Source organism: Streptomyces nodosus, from assembly GCF_008704995.1.
Taxonomy (GTDB): Bacteria; Actinomycetota; Actinomycetes; order Streptomycetales; family Streptomycetaceae; genus Streptomyces; species Streptomyces nodosus.
The window spans coordinates 4,177,416-4,200,871 of the sequence record NZ_CP023747.1 but is presented as its reverse complement, the minus strand read 5'-3'; the positions used below and the strand labels follow the sequence as shown (position 1 = coordinate 4,200,871).

The 23,456-nt window shown below is 71.8% G+C and carries 21 protein-coding genes; 10 read left to right on the top strand and 11 right to left on the bottom strand.

Features of this window, described 5'->3' with window-relative positions; genetic code table 11:
- The first annotated feature begins 418 nt into the window (after nt 1-418).
- The gene (locus tag CP978_RS18995) at nt 419-1,525 is read left to right on the top strand and encodes a DUF5937 family protein (protein WP_043442638.1); all 1,107 of its coding nucleotides are present in this window, start codon (nt 419-421) and stop codon (nt 1,523-1,525) included.
- 37 nt (nt 1,526-1,562) lie between these two features.
- Here CP978_RS18995 and CP978_RS18990 read toward each other — a convergent pair whose 3' ends face one another.
- The 3 genes from CP978_RS18990 to CP978_RS18980 form a co-directional block, all read right to left on the bottom strand.
- Entirely contained in the window at nt 1,563-2,222 is a 660-nt protein-coding gene (locus tag CP978_RS18990) for an AAA family ATPase (RefSeq protein WP_043442634.1), read from the bottom strand.
- Between the two features lie 46 nt (nt 2,223-2,268).
- Complete coding sequence (locus tag CP978_RS18985; RefSeq protein WP_043442630.1) at nt 2,269-2,940, bottom strand: response regulator; 672 nt, start codon at nt 2,938-2,940, stop codon at nt 2,269-2,271.
- A 79-nt stretch (nt 2,941-3,019) separates the two neighbouring features.
- Nucleotides 3,020-4,204 (bottom strand): sensor histidine kinase, encoded by a 1,185-nt coding sequence (locus CP978_RS18980; protein WP_043448950.1) that lies wholly within the window; start codon nt 4,202-4,204, stop codon nt 3,020-3,022.
- A gap of 220 nt (nt 4,205-4,424) precedes the next feature.
- Here CP978_RS18980 and CP978_RS18970 point away from each other — a divergent pair, with 220 nt between their 5' ends.
- Nucleotides 4,425-5,465: an SAM-dependent methyltransferase gene (locus tag CP978_RS18970; protein ID WP_376697994.1), complete on the top strand. Its 1,041-nt coding sequence runs from the start codon at nt 4,425-4,427 to the stop codon at nt 5,463-5,465.
- Here CP978_RS18970 and CP978_RS18965 read toward each other — a convergent pair.
- Nucleotides 5,430-6,581: an NADH-quinone oxidoreductase subunit D gene (locus CP978_RS18965; RefSeq protein ID WP_043442624.1), complete on the bottom strand. Its 1,152-nt coding sequence runs from the start codon at nt 6,579-6,581 to the stop codon at nt 5,430-5,432. The genes CP978_RS18970 and CP978_RS18965 overlap by 36 nt on opposite strands.
- Before the next feature lie 31 nt (nt 6,582-6,612).
- On the opposite strand from CP978_RS18965, the gene CP978_RS18960 reads away from it, so the two are divergent.
- On the top strand, nt 6,613-7,104 hold the full coding sequence (locus CP978_RS18960) for a PH domain-containing protein (protein WP_043442621.1): 492 nt from the start codon (nt 6,613-6,615) through the stop codon (nt 7,102-7,104).
- Entirely contained in the window at nt 7,101-8,423 is a 1,323-nt protein-coding gene (locus CP978_RS18955; RefSeq protein ID WP_043442619.1) for a PH domain-containing protein, read from the top strand. Before CP978_RS18960 ends, CP978_RS18955 begins: the two co-directional genes overlap by 4 nt.
- Before the next feature lie 109 nt (nt 8,424-8,532).
- Here CP978_RS18955 and CP978_RS18950 read toward each other — a convergent pair whose 3' ends face one another.
- Both CP978_RS18950 and CP978_RS18945 read right to left on the bottom strand, forming a co-directional pair.
- Nucleotides 8,533-10,005 carry a hypothetical protein gene (locus tag CP978_RS18950; protein WP_052454180.1) on the bottom strand — a complete coding sequence of 491 codons (1,473 nt, stop codon included), beginning with the start codon at nt 10,003-10,005 and terminating at the stop codon, nt 8,533-8,535.
- Between the two features lie 490 nt (nt 10,006-10,495).
- A complete protein-coding gene (locus CP978_RS18945; RefSeq protein ID WP_043442616.1) occupies nt 10,496-11,623 on the bottom strand; it encodes an alpha/beta hydrolase in 1,128 nt (375 codons plus the stop codon).
- Nucleotides 11,624-11,854: 231 nt separating this feature from the next.
- On the opposite strand from CP978_RS18945, the gene CP978_RS18940 reads away from it, so the two are divergent.
- From CP978_RS18940 to CP978_RS18915, 6 genes are all read left to right on the top strand, one after another.
- Nucleotides 11,855-13,720, top strand: a complete 1,866-nt coding sequence (locus CP978_RS18940; RefSeq protein WP_043442614.1) for a phosphatidylglycerol lysyltransferase domain-containing protein — start codon at nt 11,855-11,857, stop codon at nt 13,718-13,720.
- Between the two features lie 271 nt (nt 13,721-13,991).
- Nucleotides 13,992-14,852, top strand: coding sequence for a dihydropteroate synthase (gene folP / locus CP978_RS18935; protein ID WP_043442613.1), 861 nt, complete (start codon nt 13,992-13,994; stop codon nt 14,850-14,852).
- Nucleotides 14,849-15,349, top strand: coding sequence for a nuclear transport factor 2 family protein (locus CP978_RS18930; protein ID WP_150478249.1), 501 nt, complete (start codon nt 14,849-14,851; stop codon nt 15,347-15,349). The genes folP and CP978_RS18930 overlap by 4 nt, the downstream gene beginning before the upstream one ends.
- Nucleotides 15,350-15,606: 257 nt before the next feature.
- Nucleotides 15,607-15,966: a dihydroneopterin aldolase gene (gene folB / locus CP978_RS18925; protein ID WP_043442609.1), complete on the top strand. Its 360-nt coding sequence runs from the start codon at nt 15,607-15,609 to the stop codon at nt 15,964-15,966.
- Nucleotides 15,963-16,574, top strand: a complete 612-nt coding sequence (folK, locus tag CP978_RS18920; protein WP_043442606.1) for a 2-amino-4-hydroxy-6-hydroxymethyldihydropteridine diphosphokinase — start codon at nt 15,963-15,965, stop codon at nt 16,572-16,574. The genes folB and folK overlap by 4 nt, the downstream gene beginning before the upstream one ends.
- Before the next feature lie 78 nt (nt 16,575-16,652).
- A complete protein-coding gene (locus CP978_RS18915; protein ID WP_043442604.1) occupies nt 16,653-17,138 on the top strand; it encodes a DUF3180 domain-containing protein in 486 nt (161 codons plus the stop codon).
- 12 nt (nt 17,139-17,150) lie between these two features.
- Here the strand turns inward: CP978_RS18915 and folE are convergent, their stop codons facing one another.
- The 5 genes from folE to CP978_RS18890 all read right to left on the bottom strand — a co-directional run bounded on the left by folE (nt 17,151) and on the right by CP978_RS18890 (nt 23,362).
- Nucleotides 17,151-17,756: a GTP cyclohydrolase I FolE gene (gene folE, locus CP978_RS18910; RefSeq protein WP_043442602.1), complete on the bottom strand. Its 606-nt coding sequence runs from the start codon at nt 17,754-17,756 to the stop codon at nt 17,151-17,153.
- A 152-nt stretch (nt 17,757-17,908) separates the two neighbouring features.
- Nucleotides 17,909-19,933: an ATP-dependent zinc metalloprotease FtsH gene (gene ftsH / locus CP978_RS18905; protein ID WP_043442599.1), complete on the bottom strand. Its 2,025-nt coding sequence runs from the start codon at nt 19,931-19,933 to the stop codon at nt 17,909-17,911.
- A gap of 222 nt (nt 19,934-20,155) precedes the next feature.
- Nucleotides 20,156-20,716: a hypoxanthine phosphoribosyltransferase gene (hpt, locus tag CP978_RS18900; RefSeq protein ID WP_043442597.1), complete on the bottom strand. Its 561-nt coding sequence runs from the start codon at nt 20,714-20,716 to the stop codon at nt 20,156-20,158.
- A gap of 225 nt (nt 20,717-20,941) precedes the next feature.
- A complete protein-coding gene (tilS, locus tag CP978_RS18895) occupies nt 20,942-22,006 on the bottom strand; it encodes a tRNA lysidine(34) synthetase TilS (protein ID WP_043442594.1) in 1,065 nt (354 codons plus the stop codon).
- A 240-nt stretch (nt 22,007-22,246) separates the two neighbouring features.
- Nucleotides 22,247-23,362: a zinc-dependent metalloprotease gene (locus tag CP978_RS18890; protein ID WP_043442591.1), complete on the bottom strand. Its 1,116-nt coding sequence runs from the start codon at nt 23,360-23,362 to the stop codon at nt 22,247-22,249.
- Between the last annotated feature and the right edge of the window lie 94 nt (nt 23,363-23,456).

Here is a 23,456-nt window from a genome sequence, read left to right as displayed (position 1 = left end):
CTGCACGCCGACGAGCCGGAGGCCCGACGGCCGGAGGCCCCGCCGACGACGACCCGCTTCCCCCAGGCCGCGGACACGCGGACGCCTCGGTCCCGGCCGCCGACGCCGCCCCAGATGCCGACCACGCCCGCCCCTGCCACCGACGGGCCGAACGAACGGCCCGATGCACCGACGGCCGGTGTCCCCGCCGGCGACGGCCCGCTTCCCCAGGGGGCGGACACGCGGACAGTTCGTTCCCGGTCTGCCGATGACGGTGCGCTCCGGATGCCGGCCGCCGTCCGGATCCGGCCCTCCCGGCGGCGGTCGGCTCAGGGCGGGGCGCCGGGTGCCGGACGTGCGTCGGAGGTGCGGGCGGGCCGCACAGCCGTCCGCCCGCCGGACCGGCGGCGTTGTCGGTGGCGGGGTGCACCATGAGGACATGAGCGTGCACATCGACATCACCGGGCTGCGGCGGGAGCGGATCATCGCGGTGACCTCTCCGCTGGCCGAGCTCGGGATGGCCCTGCACACGCTGTCCGAGCCGGGCCACCACCCCGGGCTGCAGGCCTGGGCGACCGGTGTGACCGCCGGCCTCGACCTCCATCTCGCCGACCGTATGTGCGAGGCGGACTTTCTGTGGCGCACCACGTTCTCCGACCTCTTCCTGCCGTACGCGGGTATACCGGGCCGGAGCGCGCTGCCCGGTGCCACCCTCGCCGAGGACCTGGACCTGCTGGACAAGCTCAGCGACGAGCAGTTCGTGGACGCGGCCCTGGAGTTCACCTGCGTGCCGTCCTACGGCGCACCGGGCCCCGCCGCGCTCACCGACGCGGACACCGGCCGGCGCGCCCTGGAGCTGGCCGCCGCGCGCGGACCCCGGCAGCTGCTGTTCAGCGAGCGGCTGCTGACCGACCCGCCGAGCACCCGGGCGTGGCTGCGGCAGTTCCTGGAGGACTGCGACGAGGCGTTCTTCGCCGACACCTGGTCCCGGCTGAGCCACCAGCTCGCGGCGGACGTCCGCCACAAGACGGACCTGCTGCGGCACAAGGGCCTGGCCGAGGCGATGACGTCGGTGTCATCCTCGGTGAGGCTCGACGAGGCCGCGGGCCGGATCGTGGTCGACAAGCTCGGCGAGGGCCGTACCGCCACGGTGGACGGCGGGCTGCTACTCGTCCCGACCAGCCTGGGCAGACCGCATCTGATGGTGCTGCACCGGTACGGCTGGCAGCCCACGCTGCACTACCCGGTCAGCTCCCCGGAGCTGGTGCCGCCGCCGTCGGTGGAGCAGCTGACGCTGCGGATGGCCGCCCTGTCCCATCCGGTGCGCATGCGTATGTGCCGCAGTCTGGCCCGCAGTGCCTTCACCACGGGCGAGCTGGCCAGGACCCACGGCATGAGCGCACCCGAGGTGTCCCGGCATCTGAGCGCCCTGAAGAAGGCGGGCCTGCTCCTCACCCGCCGCCGGGGCCGCTATGTCCTGCACCAGCTGGATGTGGCCGCGGTGGCCCGGCTGGGAAGCGACTTCCTGGAGGGGATCCTGCGCTAGGTGTGTTGCCCTGAGAGGTCGGGGATGCGGGCGGCGGTCAGTCGAAGCGGATGTGCTTCAGGCCGATCTTCGCCTGCCGCAGCCGGGTCCGCAGGGCGCCCTCGTTGTTGGGCCTGAGCGTCAGCCCGGCGAGCACGGCGATCCGGTCCGCCGTCTTGGGCACCGTGGAGTGGTCCGTCCACAGATGCTCGGCGAACTCCGGTTCCGACAGTTGTTCGAGACAGTGGTCGAGCTGTTCGACGGCCCAGCTCTCCCTGCGTGGCACGGAGCCCTTCCCGGCGGCGTACGGCAGAAGGTTTCCGTAGCTGCGCTCCCGCAGCCGCCGCAGCACGGTCTCCCGCTCGGCGAGCAGCGAGAAGTGCCGTACGTCATGGCCCAGTTCCCGCAGCCGGCCGACCGTCTCGGCGAAGTACCCGGAGTCGGTGACCGTCATGGGGACGATGACCGCACCGTCGTGTCTGCTCAGCGTCAGATCGAGGACCTCGACCACGCCCTGCCGCCAGGAGGCCAGGTCCTGGAAGTCGCCGACCAGCGCACGTCCGCCGCCGGCTCCGCGCAGCTCGGGCGGCAGCATACGGCGCAGCCCGAAGCCCGCGTGTTCCGGATCGCAGATCACGCTGCCGGGCAGCCGCCGCTGGATCTCGTGGGCGGTCTGTGTCTTGCCGCCCCCGAAGGGGCCGTTGATCCACAGGAGCATGCGCAGACCCTAGTGGGCGCGGGTGACGCGTGGGGAGCGCGGTGACTCAACCGTGTCCGCCCACCCGTACCAGACCGGTCTCATAGGCGAGGACGACCACCTGTACCCGGTCCCTGAGTCCCAGTTTCGTCAGGATGCGGCCGACATGGGTCTTCACGGTCGCCTCGGACAGCACCAGCCGGGCGGCGATCTCGCCGTTGGACAGGCCCTGCGCCACCAGCATCATGACCTCCCGCTCGCGGTCGGTGAGCCGCGCCAGCTCCTTGTGCCGGGGTTCGCGGGGGCCGCCCGGCAGCATCGGGGCGAACCGGTCGAGGAGGCGGCGGGTGGTCGACGGCGCGACCACGGCGTCGCCGCTGTGCACGGAGCGGATGGCGGCGAGCAGTTCGCCCGGCGGCACGTCCTTGAGCATGAACCCGGAGGCACCCGCCTTCAGCCCGGAGAACGCGTACTCGTCGAGGTCGAAGGTGGTCAGGATCAGCACCTTCGGCGGCTGGGGCTCCGAGCAGATCCGCCGGGTGGTCTCCACCCCGTCCAGCTTCGGCATACGGACGTCCATGAGGACCACGTCGACCTCGGTGGAGCGCAGCACCTGGAGGGCCTCGACACCGTCGCCCGCCTCCGCGACGACCTCCATGTCGGGCTGGGCGGCGAGGACCATCCGGAAGCCGGTGCGCAGCAGCACCTGGTCGTCGACGAGCATCACTCGGATCGGCATGGCGGGTCCTTCGGTCGGCCTTCGGGCGGTGGGCTGGACACGTGTCGGGGGCGGGCGGGGTGCGGGGGTCGGGGGCGGGTCAGTGGACCGCCTTCAGCGGCAGCAGGGCGCTGATACGGAAGCCTCCTCCGGGGCGGGGGCCCGCGTCCAGGGTGCCGCCGACCATGCCGACCCGTTCGCGCATGCCGATCAGTCCATGGCCGTCGCCGTCGGCGCCGCCCTCCTCGTACAGCTCCTGGGGGGCGCCCTTGCCGTCGTCCTCGACCAGCAGTCCGAGACCGTCGTCGAAGTAGACCAGGCGCACGCTCGCACCCGTGTTGGGGCCGCCGTGCTTACGGGTGTTGGTGAGCGCCTCCTGGACGATCCGGTACGCCGTCAGCTCCACACCGCTGGGCAGGGGGCGCGGGGTGCCCTCCACCTTGAAGTCGACGGGCAGCCCCGCGCGACGGCACTGCTCCACGAGGTCGTCGATCTGCTCGACGTCGGGCTGCGGTACGTACTCGCCGGCCTCCTTGTGCTCGCCGGTGCGCAGCACGCCGAGCAGCCGGCGCATCTCGGCGAGCGCCTGGCGGCCGGTCCCTGAGATCGTCTCCAGGGCCTTCTTCGCCTGGTCGGGGGCGGTGTCGAGGACATAGGCGGCGCCGTCCGCCTGGACCACCATCACCGAGACGTTGTGCGCGACCACATCGTGCAGCTCACGGGCTATCCGGGCGCGCTCGGCGGCCACCGCGACCTTGGCCTGCGCCTCGCGCTCCTTCTCCAGCCGTGCGGCGCGCTCCTCCAGTTGGGCGAGGTAGGCGCGGCGGGTGCGCAGGGAGTCGCCGAGGACCCAGGCGAGGACGAAGGGGACGGTCTGGAAGACCGCTATCGCCACATTGCCCAGGGGGCTGGCACCCGGCTGCGGCCAGCGCATCTGGGCCAGGGAGCCGGCCAGCAGACCACCGATCAGCGCGGCGCGCGAAGCCCAGCGGGTACTTTTCGCGGCGACCGTGTAGATGATCACCAGCATGGCGAAGTCGGCGGGCATCGGCGGTACGTCGAGAACCACCTGGACGACGCCGGCACCCGCGGCCACGGCGAGCATCTTCTCGGGCATGCGGCGGCGCAGCGCGACGACCACACACAGGGCGACGGAGACCACGAGCCCTCTGAGGAGCATTCCATGATGGCCCGCCGCCATGCAGGTGAGCCCGAGCAGGACGACGGCCCAGAAGCCGTCGACCCCGGTGGGATGCCTGCGGAGGAAGTCATAGAGACGCTGCACGTAACCCAGCGTAGGGAAGCGCACTGTGTGCATGAGTCAACCGGAGGGCCGATCCGGGGCGGACACGCGTACTCCGGAAGGTGGATGCCGCAGGTGCCGGAGGGTGCGGGGCGCCCGGTGTCCCGGGTGCGCGACGTCCCGGGTGCGAGGCGCGGGCCCCGGGCGCGGGGCGCGGGGTGCGCACACCGGGCGCACGTCACCGCACTAGCCTGACCCCGTGGTGCACGAGGACGACGGCGGGTGGCGGGGCTGGCGGGCGGCGGCCGAGGAGGCGCTGTACGGGCCGGACGGCTTCTACCGGCGGCCCGAGGGACCCGCGGGGCACTTCCGTACGTCCGTGCACGCCTCTCCGCTCTTCGCCGTGGCGGTGGCCCGGCTGCTGTGCCGGGTCGACCGGGCGCTGGGGCACCCCGCCGAGCTGGCGTTCGTCGACATGACGGCCGGCCGGGGCGAGCTGGTCACCGGTGTCCTGGACGCCCTGCCCGAGGACGTCGCCGCCCGGACGCGCCCCTGCGCCGTCGAGATCGCCGGCCGGCCCGAGGGGCTGGATCCCCGGGTCGAGTGGCGGGACGAACCCCCGAGCGGGAGCACCGGGCTGCTGTTCGCGAACGAGTGGCTGGACAATGTGCCGGTCGAGGTCGCACAGACCGGGCCCGACGGTGTGCCCCGGCGGGTCCTGGTGCGCCGGGACGGCACCGAGCGCCTGGGAGAGCCGGTCACGGGCGCCGAGGCGCAGTGGCTGGAGCGCTGGTGGCCGCCGACCGCCGAGGGCGGCCGTGCCGAGATCGGCCTGCCCCGCGACACCGCCTGGGCCGCCGCCGTCTCCTCCGTCGCCCGGGGGCTCGCCGTCGCCGTGGACTACGCGCACCGCGCGGACGCCCGGCCGCCCTTCGGGACGCTCACCGGATTCCGCGCGGGCCGGGAGACCGTGCCGGTGCCGGACGGCTCCTGCGATCTGACCGCGCATGTGGCCCTGGACGCCTGCGCCCTGCCGGGGGCGCGCCTGGTGACCCAGCGCACGGCGCTGCGTGCCCTCGGAGTCACCGGCGCACGCCCTCCGCTGGCGCTCGCCTCCACCGACCCGGCCGCCTATGTGCGCGCCCTCGCCCGGGCCGGGGCCGCCGCCGAGCTCACCGCGCCCGGCGGCCTCGGCGACTTCGGCTGGCTGCTCCAGCCCGCCGGGATCCCGGCGGCCGCCCTCGGGGACCCGTTTGGCCTGTTTGACCTATTTATCGATGTCGCCGACCACGAAGAACAGTGACCCCAGGATCGCCACCATGTCCGCGACCAGCGTCCCCGGCAGCAGCTCGGTGAGCACCTGGACGTTGTTGTACGAGGCGGACCGCAGCTTGAGCCGGTACGGGGTCTTGTCGCCCTTGCTGACCAGGTAGTAGCCGTTGATGCCGAGCGGGTTCTCGGTCCAGGCGTAGGTGTGGCCCTCGGGAGCCTTGAGCACCTTGGGCAGGCGCTGGTTGATCGGCCCGGGCGGCAGTGCGGCCAGCCGGTCCAGACAGGCGTCGGCCAGGTCGAGCGAGTTGTGGGTCTGCTCCAGGAGGCACTCGAAGCGGGCCAGGCAGTCGCCCTCCTGCCGGGTGACCACCTTCAGCGTGTCCTGGAGCTCCGGATAGGCCAGATACGGCTCGTCCCGGCGCAGGTCGAAGTCCACGCCCGAGGCGCGCGCGATCGGACCGCTCACCCCGTACGCGTGCACGGCCCCGGGGGTGAGGACGCCCACGCCCCGGGTGCGCCCCCGGAAGATCTCGTTGCCGAGCACCAGGTCGTCGAACCGGTCCATGCGGGAGCGCACCGCGCGGACGGCCGTGCGCGCACGGTCGGTCCAGCCCGCGGGCAGGTCCTCCTTGAGGCCGCCCACCCGGTTGAACATGTAGTGCATCCGCCCGCCGGAGATCTCCTCCATGACGTTCTGGAGTTCCTCGCGCTCCTGGAAGGCGTAGAACACCGGGGTGATGCCGCCGAGCTCCAGCGGATAGGAACCGAGGAACATCAGATGGTTCAGGACCCGGTTCAGCTCCGCCAGCAGGGTGCGCATCCACACCGCGCGCTCGGGGACCTCCATGCCGAGCATCCGCTCCACGGCGAGCACCACGCCCAGCTCGTTGGAGAAGGCCGACAGCCAGTCGTGGCGGTTGGCGAGCATGATGATCTGGCGGTAGTCGCGCGCCTCGAACAGCTTCTCCGCACCGCGGTGCATATAGCCGATGACCGGCTCCGCGTGCGTGATCCGCTCGCCGTCCAGCACCAGCCGCAGCCTCAGCACGCCGTGCGTGGAGGGATGCTGGGGTCCGATGTTGAGCACCATGTCGGTGCTCTCCGCGGCGCCGCCGATCCCGACCGTGGTCTCCGTCTTGGGAGTCATGGACACAGTCTGACTTACGTACGCTTGCGCCATGGAGACGGGGACTGCGGGGTGGGACGGCGAGCCCGTCTGGAGGGGACTGCCGCCGGGGCTGCTGCGGATGCGGCGCCTGTTGCTGGTGGTGTGGCTGGGACTGCTGACGGTGGTCGTGGGGGTGCTGCTCGCCCTGTTCGCCGGATCCGCGTGGGCCCTTGCGGCGCTGCTGCCGCCGGCGCTGCTGCCCGTGGGCTGGGTGCTGCTGGGCCGGAACTGGCGTTCCTGGCGGTACGCCGAGCGGGCCGACGACCTGCTGATCAGCCGGGGCGTGCTGTGGCACGAGGAGACCGTGGTGCCGTACGGGCGCATGCAGCTGGTCGAGGTCACCTCGGGGCCCGTGGAGCGGCACTTCGGACTGGCGAGCGTGCAACTGCACACGGCCGCCGCCACCACGGACGCCACGATTCCGGGTCTCGACCCGGCCGAGGCGGAACGGCTGCGGGACCGGCTGGCCGAACTGGGCGAGGCCCGCTCGGCGGGGCTGTGAGCACGCCCGGCACGGCGGAGGAGGGGCAGGCGGTCGCCGAGCGGCGGCTGCACCCCGTGACCCCGCTGCGGCGCGCCTGGGCACCGGTCACGGTGATCGTGGGCTGGACCGTGCACGACCCGGGCCGGATACGGGAGCAACTGGCCCACCTGTCCGCGGCCCGCCTCCTCCTGGGACTCACGGTGGTCGTCCTGGTCGCCTGCGTGTACGGCTTTCTGAGCTGGTGGTTCACCCGCTTCGCGGTGACCGGCACCGAACTGCGCATACGTACCGGACTGTTGTTCCGCCGCACGGCGCACATCCGGCTGGACCGGCTTCAGGCCGTGGATGTGACCCGGCCGTTGCTGGCCCGGGTGGCCGGTGTCGCCAAGCTGAAACTCGATGTCGTCGGCACCGGCGACAAGGACGAGCTCGCCTATCTCGGTGAGGCCGAGGCGCGGGCCCTGCGGGCCGAACTCCTCGCCCGCGCGGCCGGTTTCGCCCCCGAGACGGCGCACGAGGTCGGCGAGGCACCGGCCCGGCTGCTGCTGCGGGTGCCGCCGCGCATGCTGGCCGTCTCCCTGCTGCTCTCTGGCACGACCTGGGGTTCGTCGGCGGCCGCGCTCGCCGTGCCGCCGCTGGTGTGGGCCGCCACCCACAACCTCTGGACGGTGCTCGCCCTCGGGCTGCCGCTGCTCGGCGGGGCGCTCACCAGGAGTGCGGGGCGCTTCGCCGACGCCTACGACTGGACGGTGAGCGAGTCTCCGGACGGGCTCCGTATCGACCACGGGCTGCTCGACCGCGCCCATGAGACGGTGCCGCCGGGGCGGGTGCAGGCCGTCCACCTCGTGGAGCCGCTGCTGTGGCGGCGGCGCGGATGGGTGCGCGTCAGGCTGGACGTGGCCGGCTCGCCCCGCTCGGTCCTGGTGCCGGTCGCCCCGCGCGAGATCGCCGAGGCGGTGATAGCCCGGGTGCTGCCCGGGGTGACCGTGCCCGCCTCCCTGTCCCGGCCTCCGCGCCGCGCCGCCTGGTGCCTGCCCTTCTGGTGGCGCGGCCACGGTCTCGCCGTCACCGACGCGGTCTTCGCCGCCCGGCACGGCCTGCTGCACCGCAGCCTGGCCCTGGTGCCGCACGCGAAGGTGCAGAGCGTACGGCTGCGGCAGGGCCCCTGGAAGCGGTTCAGAAGGGTCGCCGATGTGCTCGTGGACACCGGTGCGAACACCACGGTCACGGCGCGTCTGCGGGACGCCGGGGAGGCGGCGGCGCTGCTGTACGCGCAGGCGGACCGCTCCCGCACGGGACGCCGGGACGCCCGGCCCGACCGGTGGATGGTCTCCTAGCCGGCGCCGGCACCGGTGCCGTGGCCGGGTCCCGCACGACGAGGGGCGGCGGCACGAGCTGTGCCGCCGCCCCTCGTCTGCACCGAGCGGTCCGGTGCCGCATCAGGCACTAGGACGCCGAGGTGCGCAGCCCCTGGATGTCGATCTGCTCCGTCTCGTCATGGGCCGTCAGGTCGATGACCTGGCCGACCGCGAGCGCCTGCGGGTCCATGGGCTTGAAGCCCGACTCGGACTCGGCCTTGTGCATCGCGTGCGACTCCCGGCCGGACGCGTCGGCGAGGGTCTCGTTCTGCGCGAACGCCATGTCCTCCTCCGGCTTCCGGGTGCCGAAGAAGTCGAAACCGCCCTGGACGGTGGGGCGCCGGCGCGGAGTCGGCGGCACCACGGCCACGGCGGTCGGCACCGTGAAGTGGCCGGTGGCGTGCGCGGGCCGGCCGGCGTGCTGCCGGGGTTCCGGTACGGCCTGGTGTTCCTGAGCAGCCGGCACGGCCTCCTGCTCCGGCACGGCGACCGCCGTGGACAGGGCCTCGGCCTCGGCTTCGGCTTCGGAGGGGTCACCGGCGTCGGCCCCGGGGGCACCGGGCTCGGCGGGGGCCGGGTTCCCGGCCTCGTCCGCGGAGCCGTCGTTCTCGGGGAAGGGGGTCGTGGCAGCGGTGGCCGGGGCCGCACGGCCGGCGTCCTGCGGGACGGTGTCCAGGGAGGTGGCGTCCGCGGCGGGGGCCGTCCGGTCCTCCTCCGTGACGGAGTCCGGCTCCTGCTCGTCGGTGTTCTCGGCGGCGGTGTCCGTCCCCGCCGTCCCGCTCGGCTCGGGGGCGGCGGTCCCCTCCGCGGGGTCGTTCTCCGCTCCGGCGTCCTCCCGGGCGTCCACGGCCTCCAACGCCGCGCCGTCGGCCGGGGCCAGCCGCGCCAGCGCCGAACCGGCCCGCTCGAAGAGCACGGAGCCCTCCGGGGAGAACGCCCGCGGAGCCGACGGCGCGCGCTCGGCGTCCCGCTCCGGCTCGGCCGCGGCCGGGACGTCCCCGCCGTCCGGTGCCTCCGTGGCGGCGGACGCCTCCTCGACGGGGTCCGGGGTCTGCTGCTCATCGGACGTCCCCGTGTCCCCCGCGGGCAGCGCCGGGGCCGGGGCCGGGGAATCGATGGCCAGCAGACGGCGGCCCTCCAGGGCGCTCGCCCGCTCCGTCTCCGCGGTGGCGTAGCGGCGCAGCAGGGACGCGTGCTCATTGCGCAGGTTGGTGACCTCCGCGCGCTTGGCCCGCAGCTTCTGCTCCAGCTTGCCGCGCAGCTCGCGCGACTCCTCGAGCTCGGTCTCCAGCTCGGCGACCCGCTCCTCGTGGCGCCACTCGTCGCCCGCCCGCGCACGCTCGAGGTCGGCGACGATCTTGCCCGCGGCCAGGTCCCAGCGGCGCATGACGAACGTGCCCAGGATCGTCGTCACCGCGGCGCCCGCGGCCAGCCCACGGAGCAGCGACGGCTCCGTGAACAGCCAGGGCCCCACGGCGCAGGCGACCGAGAAGCCGGCTATCACCGAAGGGGGCAACAGCCGGTGCAAGGGCGGGGAATGACGGTGACGTCCACGTGGCATGGCCAGAAACTTACCGCGCGTAGGCGAATGATGGTGCCCCACCCGGTAAAAACACGGCTACCGAACTCTTCACACCGCGCCGGGGGCGCCGGGAATGGGAACGGCGACCTCCCGAATCGGCACATCTCGAATCCGGCGTATTCCCCGCGGGCCCGGATACACCGCGGCAGGTCAGGACGCGTCCACCGCCCGACCGGCCCATGACGACGGCGCCCGGGCCGCCTGCCCCGGCAGCGCCCGGACCGCCCGTTCCGGCACCCGCGACCGCCTTCCTCGCCCCGTCGAAGGATTCTTTGACGATCATTCAGTTCGCGCCCGACATGGATCTCCGGTCCGGTTTCCCTTGCCGACAAAGGGACTTGACGGCACCCCACGGGGAGAATTCCGCATCGTCCCGGTGACAACGCCGAAGGGGACCGGCTCCGCGACGGCACCGGTCCTCTTCGGATTGCCCCGAATTCCGGGCGGGGATCACCGCGCATTCACCTGCTCAGCGGTCGCTCAACCGCCCGCTCAGCCACTGCAGCGCTGCCGGGATCTCCCGCCGCCAGGTGTTGAAGTTGTGGCCTCCGCCGTCCAGGATGATCGACGCGATCCTGGTCGGCCGCCTGGACTGGACCAGCTGCATGAACTTCAGCGTGGCCCGGTAGTTGCTCTCACCGACTCTACTGGTGCTGACGAGCAGCGAGGTGTCCGGCGCCCGGAGGTGCTTGAGGCACCACCAGAGGTCGGCGCGGTTCTGCAGATCCTTGTCCCCGTGGAAGAGGTCGCCCGTGGTCGGGTCGATCGGCGCCTTGTAGTACGGCGACAGGCCCGCCCCGGCCGCGTACACCTCCGGATGGTGCACGGCCAGCTTCAGCGCGCAGTAGCCGCCCGTGGAGTCCCCGATGATGCCCCAGCTGCCGGGCTTCCTGCCCACCCGGTAGTGGGCCATGACCGCATCGGGGAGGTCCCGCGCGAAGAAGGTCTCGGTCTTCGGCCCGCCCGGGACGTCCACGCACTCCGTGTCGCGCGGCGGCGCCACGGTCGGGCGCAGCATCACCAGGATCATCGGCTGCATCCTGCCGTCCTTGGCCAGTTCGTGCGCCGTCTGCGGATAGTGCAGCCCCTTGATGAGCGCCTCGGCCGTACCGGGGTAGCCGGTGAGCACCACGGACACCGGGAACGTCCGCGAGCGGTACTGCGACTGGAAGTACTCCGGCGGCAGATAGACGTACGCGGGCGTGGCGATACGGGTCGTACGGCCCACGATGCCGACCTTCTGGATCTGACCACCCGTCTGCGGCCGTGCCCCGCCCGGCACGGCGACCTCCCGGGTGCCGACCACCTGGAGGGGACCGCCGACCAGCTGCGCCGCACCATGGGTGGTGACCACGCCCTGCCCGCTCTCCTGACCGAACAGATCCGCCCAGCTGGCGTAGAAGCCGAAGGCCTGGTTGGCCGCCACCCCGACGGAGACGAAGACCGCGAGCTGGGTGACGAACAGCAGCGCGACCCGCCCGCTGACGGGCCGCCAGCCGCGGCGCGCCAGCCGTGGCCAGTACCAGACCGTGCCGACGAACAGCAGCCCGGCGAGCACGACCGCCAGCGCCAGCACTTTGTTGCTCGTGAGACCCATGGGCTTTTTCCCTGCCTGCGCTTTCCTACCCATGGGGCCGTCCCCGCGCCTTCGCGAGGGCTTGCCCCGGACTTTCCTCCGGCTTTGAACCGGCTTTGTGATGGGGAGTGAACCTCTCTCCCCAAGACACCGTCCTAGAGGGCGCAATGTCGCCGGATGCCCGAAACGGCACCGGGCTCAAGGTCTCTCGCAGAACTACGGGATGCGATGTCTGTCAGGATAGATGGGGAAATGTCGAGTGGGGTTCCGGAGCATTCGAGGGTACGGCGCATACTGCGCGGCCCACGCCCGGAGGCCGTACCCGCACTGATCGCCAGGGCCTGCACGCTCGTGGGAGTCCTGGACATCGCCGCGGGCGTCTTCCCGCGCTTCCGGCACAGCCGTATGCACCGCATGGCGGAGGTCCTGCCGGGCTCGCTCGGCCCGTTCGCGGCGGCCATGTCGCTGAGTGTGGGCATCCTCCTGCTGCTCCTGGCCCATGGGCTGCGGCGCCGCAAGCGCCGGGCCTGGCGCTCGGCCACGGCGCTGCTTCCGGTGGGCGCGGTGGCGGAGTACGTCTACCGTCACTCGGTGATCGGGGTGCTGATCGCGCTGGCGCTGCTGCTGCCGCTGGTGCTCCACCGGGGCCAGTTCGACGCCCTGCCCGACCCGCGCAGCCGCTGGCGGGCGCTCGCCAACTTCGTGCTCATGGGCGCCGGTTCCCTGGGGCTCGGCCTGATCATCGTCAGCGTCCACCGGCACCGCATGGTGGGCAACCCGAGTCTGTCCGCCCGTATCGAGCACGTCCTGTACGGCATGTTCGGCGTCGAGGGCCCGGTCGACTACACCGGCAACACCTCCTGGACGGTGGCCTTCTCACTCGGCGCGCTCGGCCTGCTGACCGCGGTCACCACCGTCTATCTCGCCTTCCGGCCCGAACACCCGGCCGCCCGGCTCACCGAGGAGGACGAGGTGCGCCTGCGGGCCCTGCTGGAGAAGCACGGCGGCCGCGACTCCCTCGGCCATTTCGCGCTCCGCCGCGACAAGGCGGTCGTCTTCTCGCCGAGCGGCAAGGCGGCGGTGACCTATCGCGTGGTGTCGGGCGTGATGCTGGCCAGCGGCGACCCGATCGGTGATGTGGAGGCCTGGCCCGGCGCCATCGAGCGCTTCATGGACGAGGCCAGGGCCCACTCCTGGACCCCCGCGGTCATGGGCTGCTCGGAGACGGGCGGTGAGGTGTGGACCCGGGAGACCGGACTGGACGCCCTCGAACTGGGGGACGAGGCGGTGGTGGATGTCGCGGATTTCTCGCTCTCCGGGCGCGCGATGCGAAACGTGCGCCAGATGGTGAAACGCATCGAGCGCGCGGGGTACGAGACCCGGGTCCGCCGCGTCCGTGACCTCGGCGAGGGCGAACTGGAACGCATACGGCGCGCTGCCGAGGACTGGCGCGGTACGGACACCGAGCGCGGCTTCTCCATGGCGCTCGGCCGCATCGGTGACCCGACCGACGGCGACTGCCTGATCGCCACGGCCCACCGGGTCGACGGGGTGGCCCCCGGCGCCTCGGGCAGGGCGGGGACGGGAGAGGGAAGGGCCGAGGCCGAGGCGGGCCCCTACGGCGACCTCAAGGCCGTACTGCACTTCGTCCCGTGGGGCACGGACGGGGTCTCCCTGGACCTGATGCGCCGCGACCGCTCGGCGGACCCGGGCATGAACGAACTGCTGATCGTGGCCGCGCTCCGGGCCGCCCCGAAGTTCGGCATCGAACGCGTCTCGCTGAACTTCGCGATGTTCCGCTCGGCTCTGGCGCGCGGCGAGAAGATCGGCGCGGGCCCGGTGCTGCGGGCGTGGCGGGGCCTGCTGGTCTTCCTCTCCCGGTGGTTCCAGATCGAGTCCCTGTACAAGTTCAACGCGAAGTTCCAGCCGCGCTGGGAGCCCCGCTTCGTGGTGTACGCCTCCTCCCGGGACCTCCCGCGCATCGGCCTGGCCGCCATGCAGGCGGAGGGCTTTGTGAACCTCCCCCTCCCCCGCTTCCTGCGTCGCCCCGCCCCGGCCCCGCGCCCGTCCTCCCACGGAGCCGCCGAACACGGCATGAGCGCCACCAGCCGCGCCTGACCGCGCGGGGTGCCGGGCCGCCCCGCCACGACGGGGCGGCAAGGGGGCAGCCCGATCCACGGCAACCGGGCGACAGCTCCGCCCGAGCGGTCACCGGGCCACATCGCCGACAGGCCCGCGCCGCGAACCCGGCGCGCCCCGGCCCGTCCGGCCTCCGGGCGGGCCTCTCGTGCCCGTGCGGCGGCGCCAGGCCCGCGCCGCCGGACGGCCGCGGTGCCGCCGGCCGCCCCGGGAGCCGGGCGGCGGGCCCATGGGGGCCTACGCTGAACGTATGAGCACGAAGATCGGGCGCGGCCAGGTGGCAGGCCTTCCGGCATGGGACCGCTGCGCGGTCATGGGAGTGGTCAATGTCACCCCCGACTCCTTCTCCGACGGCGGACGCTGGTTCGACACCACCACCGCGGTCAAGCACGGCCTCGATCTGGTGGCGGAGGGCGCCGATCTCGTCGACGTCGGCGGCGAGTCCACCCGCCCGGGCGCCTCCCGCGTGGACGAGGCGGAGGAACTCAGGCGCGTCGTTCCCGTCGTCCGGGGCCTCGCCTCCGAGGGCGTCCTGGTCTCCGTGGACACCATGCGCGCCCGGGTCGCCGAACAGGCGCTCGCCGCCGGCGCGGCCCTCGTCAACGACGTCAGCGGCGGTCTCGCCGACCCCGGGATGATCCCGGCCGTCGCGGACGCCGGCGCCCCCTTCGTCGTCATGCACTGGCGCGGACTCCTGGAGGGCGCCAATGTCAGCGGGGTGTACGAGGACGTGGTCGCCGAGGTCGCCGACGAGCTCCGGGCGCGGGTGGAAGCCGTTCTGGAGGGCGGCATCGCCCCCGACCGGATCGTCGTCGACCCCGGGCTCGGTTTCTCCAAGGAAGCCGGGCACGACCTCACCCTGCTCGCCCACCTCGACCGCCTGCTCGGTCTGGGCCACCCCGTGCTGGTGGCCGCCTCGCGGAAGCGGTTCCTTGGCCGCGTACTGGCGGGCCCCGAGGGCGCGCCCCCTCCCGCGCGGGAACGCGACGCCGCCACGGCCGCCGTCTCCGCGCTCGCCGCGCAGGCCGGAGCATGGGCCGTGCGCGTGCACGAGGTGCGCGCGACCGCGGACGCCGTACGGGTCGCACGCGCCGTCGAAGGAGCCCGGTGAGCACGGCCCACACCGATGTCGAACAGGTCGAACAGGCCAACACCGCCTTCTACGAGGCACTGGAGCGAGGTGACTTCGAGGAGCTTTCCTCGCTCTGGCTCGCCCCCTCCGACCTGGGCATCGACGAGGAGTACCACGACCCCGCGGACTCCGGGGTGATCTCCTGCGTCCACCCCGGCTGGCCCGCGCTGACCGGTCGAGGCGAGGTGCTGCGGTCCTATGCGCTGATCATGGCGAACACCGACTACATCCAGTTCTTCCTCACCGACGTCCATGTCTCCGTGACCGGCGACACCGCCCTGGTGACCTGCACCGAGAACATCCTCAGCGGCGGACCGGCCCCCGAGGACGGCGACGAGCTCGGCCCGCTCCTCGGACAGCTGGTCGTCGCCACCAATGTGTTCCGCCGCACCGGGGACGGCTGGAAGCTCTGGGCGCACCACGCCTCGCCCGTGCTGTCCGAGTCCGCCGCGGCCGAGGACCACGAGTCCTCCTGAGGGGGGTGGACGGCCCCCGAGTGGGTAGGCGGCCGACAAGTGGCCGGAATCACTTACCTCCGGGTAAACCCGGCAAGGTGCCGGAGTGTGTCGTGTTCTGTGGGGAAACGCCCGATGAACCCCTCCCGAATGTCGCACGGGCGCGTCCCCCCGTGAGCCGGTGCTGTCAGTGCCCGCAGGTAGATTCGGTCGGGTCCGGGGTACCGACCGCACTCGGTGAGGACCTGCCGCTACCGACGACTGCAGGAGTGATTGGCGTGGATCGTGTCGCGTTGCGCGGACTGAAGGCCCGCGGGCACCACGGTGTGTTCCCCGAGGAACGCCAAGAGGGCCAGACCTTCGTCGTGGACGTCGTCCTGGGTCTGGACACCCGACCGGCCGCGGCCGACGACGACCTGTCGAGGACCGTGAACTACGGCGTCGTGGCGGAGGAGGTCGTGGCCCTGGTCGAGGGGGATCCCGTCGACCTGATCGAGACGCTCGCCGAGCGCATCGCCCTCTCCTGCCTCAAGCACGCCCCGGTCCAGGAGGTCGAGGTCTGCGTCCACAAACCGGGCGCACCGATCACGGTCCCCTTCGACGACGTGACCGTCACCATCACCCGGAGCAGAGTATGACCGCCTTCTTCACCGGGGGTCAGAGCGACCCGATCGTCCAGCCGGTGCCCGCCTCCGTGGTGGAGCGCGTGGACGCCGCCGACACCACCCTGCAGAATCCCAAGCTCGCGGTGATCTCCCTGGGCGCGAACCTGGGCAACCGCCTGGAGACGCTCCAGGGCGCCATCGACGCTCTGGAGGACACCCCGGGCGTCCGCGTCAAAGCGGTCTCCCCGGTGTACGAGACCGAACCCTGGGGCGTCGCTCCGGGCAGCCAGCCGTCGTACCTCAACGCGGTGGTGGTCGTGAAGACCACCCTGCCCCCCTCCTCCTTGCTGGAGCGCTCCCAGGCCGTGGAGGAGGCGTTCCACCGGCTGCGGGACGAGCGATGGGGCGCGCGCACCCTGGACATGGACATCATCACCTATGCGGACACCGTCTCCGACGACCCGGTGCTGACGCTCCCCCACCCACGCGCCCACCAGCGGGCGTTCGTCCTCGCCCCGTGGTACGACCTGAACCCGGAGGCCCTGCTCCCCGGCCACGGCGCGGTGGCCGATCTGCTCGCCGCCGTCACCCGGGAGGGCGTCACGCCCCGTGCCGACCTGGAACTCCGGCTGCCCGAGTAGTCGTTAAGGTCTATCGGGCCGGGGATCTCTCCCCGTGCCAGGGTGTACGGGCGAGTCCCGGGCTGACGAAGGGCCATCGTGAAAGAGCTGCGCATCAGGACGCTGGCGGCGGTGTTCGTGGTGGCCGGAGTGCTGTCCTGGGCGGGCGCCCGGCTGTGGAGTTCGGTGGGCAGTCTGCCCCGGGTCCCCCTGGCCGCGCCCATCGTCCTCGCCCTGATCGCCGCGGTCCTGCTGGCCACGGCGCTCTCCCTGCGCTCCCGTCTCAAGGCCCAGCGGGAGCGCCGGCCCGGTGCGAAGGGCGTGGATCCGCTGATGGCGGCCCGCGCCGTGGTCTTCGGTCAGGCCAGCGCCCTGGTCGCCTCCCTGGTCGCCGGAATGTACGGCGGCACGGGCGTCTTTCTGCTGGGGTCCCTGGACATCCCGGTCATCCGCGACCAGGCCATCTATGCCGGACTCTCGGTCCTGGCCGGAATCGCCGTCATAGCGGCCGCCCTCTTCCTGGAGCGCGTCTGCAAGCTCCCGGAGGACGACGACCACAACGACGGGACGGCACAGGCCTCCTGAGCCCCGCCGGGCTCAGCGCGCCATGATCAGGCTCATCGCCTCATTGCGGGTGGCCGCGTCCCGCAGCTGACCCCGCACCGCCGAGGTGATCGTCTTGGCGCCGGGCTTGCGGATGCCGCGCATCGACATGCACATGTGCTCGCACTCGACCACGACGATCACACCGCGCGGTTCCAGGATGTCCATCAGCGAGTCGGCGATCTGCGTCGTCAGCCGCTCCTGCACCTGCGGACGACGGGCGAAGACGTCCACCAGCCGGGCCAGCTTGGACAGGCCCGTGATCTTGCCGCTGGTGGCGGGGATGTAGCCGACGTGCGCGACCCCCCGGAACGGCACGAGGTGGTGCTCACAGGTCGAGAACACCTCGATGTCCTTCACCAGCACCATCTCGTCGTGACCGAGGTCGAACGTCGTCGTCAGGACGTCCTCCGGCTTCTGCCACAGTCCCGCGAATATCTCCCGGTACGCCCGGGCGACCCTCCCCGGGGTCTCCCGGAGTCCCTCTCGGTCCGGGTCCTCCCCGACCGCGATCAGCAGTTCGCGCACGGCGTTCTCCGCACGCTTCTCGTCGAACTCGCCGATCGTGCCCTCGCCGTCCAGCGTCACCGGGTCGGTCATCTGGTGCCTCGTTCCTGCGCCCGTGACGCGCACCGATCGCGCGTCTCATGCGCGGCCATGGAAAAGCCGCGTCCCCCAGGCTAGAACCCTGGGGGACGCGGCAGAAATTCCGGGCCCGATGCGGGCCCCGTAGGGCCTCGGAAGAGCTGGGGTCAGCTCTCCCGGCGGTCCTCCGGAGTCTTCTCCGTGGAGACGGCCTCCGTCGCATTGGCGATCGCCGGGGTGGCGCCGTTCGCCCCGTTGGTCAGTGCGAGCTCCTTGGGGGAGAGCACCGGCGGGCGGGTGGACGGCGTGCGGCGCGAGGAACCGGTCCAGGCGGGCCGCGGCGGGCGCTTGACGATCGGAGCGAAGACCTCGGCGATCTCCTCCTTGCCCAGGGTCTCCTTCTCCAGGAGGGCCAGGACGAGGTTGTCGAGGACGTCGCGGTTCTCGACCAGGATCTCCCAGGCCTCGTTGTGCGCGTTCTCGATGAGCTTCTTGACTTCCTCGTCCACCAGCGCGGCGACCTCTTCCGAGTAGTCACGCTGGTGAGCCATCTCACGTCCGAGGAACGGCTCGGTGTTGTCGCCGCCGAACTTGATCGCGCCGAGACGCTCGGTCATGCCGTACTGCGTGACCATCGCGCGGGCCGTGGTGGTGGCCTTCTCGATGTCGTTCGCGGCACCGGTCGTCGGGTCGTGGAAGACGAGCTCCTCGGCCGCGCGGCCGCCCAGCATGTAGGCCAGCTGGTCCAGCATCTCGTTGCGGGTCGTGGAGTACTTGTCCTCGTCCGGCAGCACCATCGTGTAGCCGAGCGCGCGCCCACGGGACAGGATCGTGATCTTGTGGACCGGGTCGGAGTTCGGCGAGGCCGCCGCGACCAGGGCGTGACCGCCCTCGTGGTACGCGGTGATCTTCTTCTCCTTGTCCGACATGATCCGGGTCCGCTTCTGCGGGCCCGCGACCACACGGTCGATCGCCTCGTCCAGCATGTGGTTGTCGATGAGCTTGCGGTCGCTGCGGGCCGTGAGCAGCGCCGCCTCGTTCAGCACGTTCGACAGGTCGGCGCCGGTGAAGCCGGGGGTGCGTCGGGCGACGGCCGCCAGGTCGACGTCCGGAGCGACCGGCTTGCCCTTCTGGTGGACCTTGAGGATCTCCAGACGGCCCTGCATGTCCGGGCGGTCGACCGCGATCTGGCGGTCGAAGCGGCCGGGGCGCAGAAGGGCCGGGTCGAGGATGTCGGGACGGTTGGTCGCGGCGATGAGGATCACACCGCCCTTGACGTCGAAGCCGTCCATCTCGACGAGCAGCTGGTTCAGGGTCTGCTCGCGCTCGTCGTGACCGCCGCCGAGGCCGGCGCCGCGGTGGCGGCCGACCGCGTCGATCTCGTCGACGAAGACGATCGCCGGGGCGTTCGCCTTGGCCTGCTCGAACAGGTCACGGACACGCGAGGCGCCCACACCGACGAACATCTCGACGAAGTCGGAACCCGAGATCGAGTAGAAGGGGACGCCCGCCTCGCCGGCCACCGCACGCGCGAGCAGCGTCTTGCCCGTACCGGGAGGCCCGTAGAGCAGCACGCCCTTGGGGATCTTGGCGCCGACGGCCTGGAACTTGGCCGGCTCCTGGAGGAACTCCTTGATCTCGTGGAGCTCCTCGACCGCCTCGTCCGAGCCCGCGACGTCCGCGAACGTGGTCTTCGGGGTGTCCTTGGTGATCAGCTTGGCCTTGGACTTCCCGAAGTTCATCACTCGGGAGCCGCCGCCCTGCATCTGGTTCATCAGGAACAGGAAGACGACCACGATGAGGACGAAGGGCAGCAGGGACAGCAGAATCCCGACGATGGGGTTCTGCTTGGACGGCGAGACCGTGTAGCCCTTCGGAATCTGCTTGTTCTGGTACTTGTCCTGAAGGATGTTGGCCAGGGAGACGCCCTGGTCACCGATGTAGCTCGCCTGGATCTTGGTGCTGCCGTCGACCTTCTGGCCGTTCTTGAGCGAGACCTTGATGACCTGCTCGTCGCCGGTGGTGATCTTGGCGGCCTCGACCTTGTTGGCATTGATCGCTGCGACGACCTTGCCGGTGTCCACCGTCTTGTAGCCGCCGGAGGAGCCGACGACCTGCATCAACACGACCACGGCAAGGACGACCAGCACGATCCACATGATCGGCCCACGGAAGTATCGCTTCACGTCCATCCATACGGAGCGGTGCCGCCCCGTCCCTCCTGCCATAGTGAGTTTGATAAAGACAGTTCTTCTGACGGTACCCCAGGATCCTCACCGGAAGCCGCAGGGGACTGCTGGTACACCGTCCACGCATCCTCCAACGGCGGGAGGCCCGCCGGGGTTCCCGGACGTCCCGAAAGACGTGGGAACCGGGGGCCGGCCGCCGTGGAGGGCGACAGGCCCCCAGAGGGGTCAGCCGCCGTAGACGTGGGGGGCGAGCGTACCGACGAACGGGAGGTTGCGGTACTTCTCCGCGTAGTCGAGGCCGTAGCCCACGACGAACTCGTTCGGGATGTCGAAGCCCACCCACTCGACGTCGATGGCGACCTTGGCGGCCTCGGGCTTGCGCAGCAGCGTGCACACCTTGAGGGAGGCGGGCTCGCGGGATCCGAGGTTGGAGAGCAGCCAGGACAGGGTCAGTCCGGAGTCGATGATGTCCTCGACGATCAGGACGTGCTTGCCCTTGATGTCGGTGTCGAGGTCCTTGAGGATCCGTACGACACCGGAGGACTGGGTGCCCGCGCCGTAGGACGACACGGCCATCCAGTCCATGGTGACGGGGTTGGACAGCGCCCGGGCGAGGTCGGCCATGACCATCACCGCGCCCTTGAGGACGCCGACGAGCAGCAGGTCCCTGTCCGCGTACTCCGCGTCGATCTTCGCGGCCAGCTCGGCCAGTTTGACGTCGATCTCTTCCTTGCTGATGAGCACCTGCTGGAGGTCGGCACCCATGTCTTTCGCGTCCACCCGCATCACTTTCGGTCGTCCCGCACTTGTCCGCTCGCCTCAGGGCGCTCGGTGCCACCGTCGGCGGTCGGCCGTGCCCGGTGATCCACGCGGCGGCAGCAGCGTCCGAGGCTGCGGTCCCGCGCGGCCTGGGCGCGCTCTCCCTGTCGACAGCGGCGTGTCCTTCGGCTTGCCGCGAGCTGAGCGGCCACCCTGCGGGGGCGACCGGCGCCTCCCTCGGGGGACGCCTTCTCAGCCTTGCCGGATCACCAGTCTGCCACCCTGCCGCTGGGCGACGACCCTGCCGGGGAGATTGATGGCTCCCTGACCGCGCCAGCCGGTGATCAGCCGGTCCACTTCCTCGATATGGCGGGCGAAGAGGGAACCGGCCGGGGCGCCCGCGTCGATGGCGGCGCGACGCAGCACACGGCGACGCACCGCGGACGGCAGGGCGTAGAGCTTGGCGCACTCCAGCAGACCGGTGTCGTCGCGCACGGAGGTCTCGGCCTGGCTGGCCCAGGAGTCGAGGGCGTCGGCGTCGTCGCGGGAGAGCCGCGCCGTGCGGGCGAGCGCCTCGACGACGCCTCTGCCCAGCGCCTTCTCGAGGGCGGGCAGACCCTCGTGGCGCAGCCGGGAGCGCGTGTAGGCGGGGTCGACGTTGTGCGGGTCGTCCCAGACCGGCAGGGACTGGACCATGCAGGCCTTGCGCGCGGTCTGCCGGTCGACGTGCAGGAAGGGGCGGCGGTAACGGCCGCCGGCCCCCGAGACCGCGGCCATTCCGGACAGGGAGCGGATGCCGGAGCCGCGGGCGAGTCCGAGCAGCACGGTCTCGGCCTGGTCGTCGCGGGTGTGGCCGAGGAGGACCGCGGAGGCGCCGTGCCGTTCGGCGGCGGCGTCCAGGGCCGCGTAGCGCGCGTCCCGGGCGGCCGCTTCGGGGCCGCCGGCGCGGCCGACGCTCACCGCCACGGATTCCACCGGGTCGAGGCCGAGACCGCGCAGGCGCAGGACGACGTCCTGGGCGCGCAGGTCGGAGCCGGACTGCAGACCGTGGTCGACGGTGATGCCGCCGGCGCGGACGCCGAGCTTGGGGGCTTCGAAGGAGAGGGCGGAGGCGAGCGCGATGGAGTCGGCGCCGCCCGAGCACGCCACGAGCACCAGCGGCGCGGACGGCGGGAGGGGGGTCCGGTCGCCGGAGTGTTCCGTTGTCTGCTCGGTCGTCTGCTCGGTCGTCTGTTCGGTCGTCAGTTCGGTGAGGATGTCGTGGAGGACGCGGCGGACCGCCAGGCGTATCGCCGCGACCGCAGGATGGGGACCCATGTCCGGTTCCCTTCTGGAGTTTTCGGGGTGAACCCGAAGTCGGTCACGCAGAGTATGTAAATGGTGACAGAAGCGGGCCGTACCCCGAGCATTGCACGCCTACCCTCGGCCCACGGTCCCTCGGACGGGTGATTGGTGAGGCGTTCCGCTGCCGACGACCGGAGGCGTCCCACCCGGTTCGCGCGGGTCTCGGGTCACGCCGTGCGCGGGGGCGCGGAATCCCGCGCCCCGGCGCGGGGCTCAGGACTTGCGGTGCACCCGCGCGATCCAGTCCGCCGGTTCGGCGATCTCCGCCTTGGTCGGAAGGGTGTTCGGAGAGGTCCACACACGGTTGAAACCGTCCATGCCGACCTGCTCGACGACCTCCCTCACGAACCGCTCGCCGTCGCGGTACTGCCGGAGCTTGGCGTCCAGACCCAGCAGTTTGCGCAGGGCCAGATCGAGGCGGGAGGCACCCCGGGCGCGGCGCTGCTGGAACTTCTCACGGATCTCGGAGACGGTCGGGACGACGTCCGGTCCTACCCCGTCCATCACGAAGTCGGCATGCCCCTCCAGCAGGGACATCACCGCGGTCAGCCGGCTGAGGATCTCCCGCTGGGCAGGCGTCTGCACCAGCTCCACCAGGGAGTGCCCCTCCTCCGCCTCGCCCTCGGGGCGGCCTCCGACCAGCGACTGGACGGCCTCCCGGACGCGCTCCAGGACCGTCATGGGGTCGATCTCGGTCTCCGCCAGGAAGGACTGGATCTCGCCCTCCAGGTGATCGCGCAGCCAGGGCACCGCGGTGAACTGCGTACGGTGCGTCTCCTCGTGGAGACAGACCCAGAGGCGGAAGTCATGGGGGCGCACCTCCAGCTCGCGCTCCACATGCACGATGTTCGGCGCGACCAGCAGCAGCCGTCCGCCGCCGTTCTCGCCGGCGGGCAGATCCCGGCCGGCGGGGGCGAAGGTCTCGTACTGGCCGAGGACCCGGGAGGACAGGAACGACAGCAGCATCCCCACCTCCACCCCGGTGACCTTGCCGCCCACGGCCCCGATGACGGCTCCGCCGGGGGTGCTCCCGCGCCGCTCCTGCATCTTGTCCAGGAGGGGTTTGAGGATCGCCCGGAACCCGGCGACGTTCGCCCGGACCCAGCCCGGCCGGTCGACGACGAGGACGGGGGTGTCGTGCACGCCCCCTTCGCCCATACGAGTAAAGCCCCGGACATGTTCCTCCGAGGCCTTCGCATGCCGGCGCAGCTCCGCGACGACGGCCCGGGCCTCGTCACGGCTCACTTCGGGGCCCGGCCGCACGAGCCGGGTCGCAGTCGCCACCGCGAGATTCCAGTCGACCATCTCGGCACCACCGATGCTCGTCATGTTGTCAACGGTACGTGCTCAGGGGCTTGTGCGGTGAGGGGTACGACTCCGGGGCGGGTTCCGTCGCGGGGCCCGTGGCGCCCGGCGGCACCGC

Bases quoted from the DNA above. Each gene is read 5' to 3' on its own strand.
- CP978_RS18950 (WP_052454180.1), bottom strand. From the start codon at position 10,005: ATGCCACGTGGACGTCACCGTCATTCCCCGCCCTTGCACCGGCTGTTG.
- CP978_RS18990 (WP_043442634.1), bottom strand. From the start codon at position 2,222: ATGCTCCTGTGGATCAACGGCCCCTTCGGGGGCGGCAAGACACAGACC.
- CP978_RS18960 (WP_043442621.1), top strand. From the start codon at position 6,613: ATGGAGACGGGGACTGCGGGGTGGGACGGCGAGCCCGTCTGGAGGGGA.
- CP978_RS18995 (WP_043442638.1), top strand. From the start codon at position 419: ATGAGCGTGCACATCGACATCACCGGGCTGCGGCGGGAGCGGATCATC.
- folP (WP_043442613.1), top strand. From the start codon at position 13,992: ATGAGCACGAAGATCGGGCGCGGCCAGGTGGCAGGCCTTCCGGCATGG.
- tilS (WP_043442594.1), bottom strand. From the start codon at position 22,006: ATGGGTCCCCATCCTGCGGTCGCGGCGATACGCCTGGCGGTCCGCCGC.
- CP978_RS18965 (WP_043442624.1), bottom strand. From the start codon at position 6,581: ATGACTCCCAAGACGGAGACCACGGTCGGGATCGGCGGCGCCGCGGAG.
- folE (WP_043442602.1), bottom strand. From the start codon at position 17,756: ATGACCGACCCGGTGACGCTGGACGGCGAGGGCACGATCGGCGAGTTC.
- CP978_RS18890 (WP_043442591.1), bottom strand. From the start codon at position 23,362: ATGACGAGCATCGGTGGTGCCGAGATGGTCGACTGGAATCTCGCGGTG.
- CP978_RS18945 (WP_043442616.1), bottom strand. From the start codon at position 11,623: ATGGGTCTCACGAGCAACAAAGTGCTGGCGCTGGCGGTCGTGCTCGCC.
- CP978_RS18940 (WP_043442614.1), top strand. From the start codon at position 11,855: ATGTCGAGTGGGGTTCCGGAGCATTCGAGGGTACGGCGCATACTGCGC.
- CP978_RS18985 (WP_043442630.1), bottom strand. From the start codon at position 2,940: ATGCCGATCCGAGTGATGCTCGTCGACGACCAGGTGCTGCTGCGCACC.
- folK (WP_043442606.1), top strand. From the start codon at position 15,963: ATGACCGCCTTCTTCACCGGGGGTCAGAGCGACCCGATCGTCCAGCCG.
- ftsH (WP_043442599.1), bottom strand. From the start codon at position 19,933: ATGGACGTGAAGCGATACTTCCGTGGGCCGATCATGTGGATCGTGCTG.
- hpt (WP_043442597.1), bottom strand. From the start codon at position 20,716: ATGCGGGTGGACGCGAAAGACATGGGTGCCGACCTCCAGCAGGTGCTC.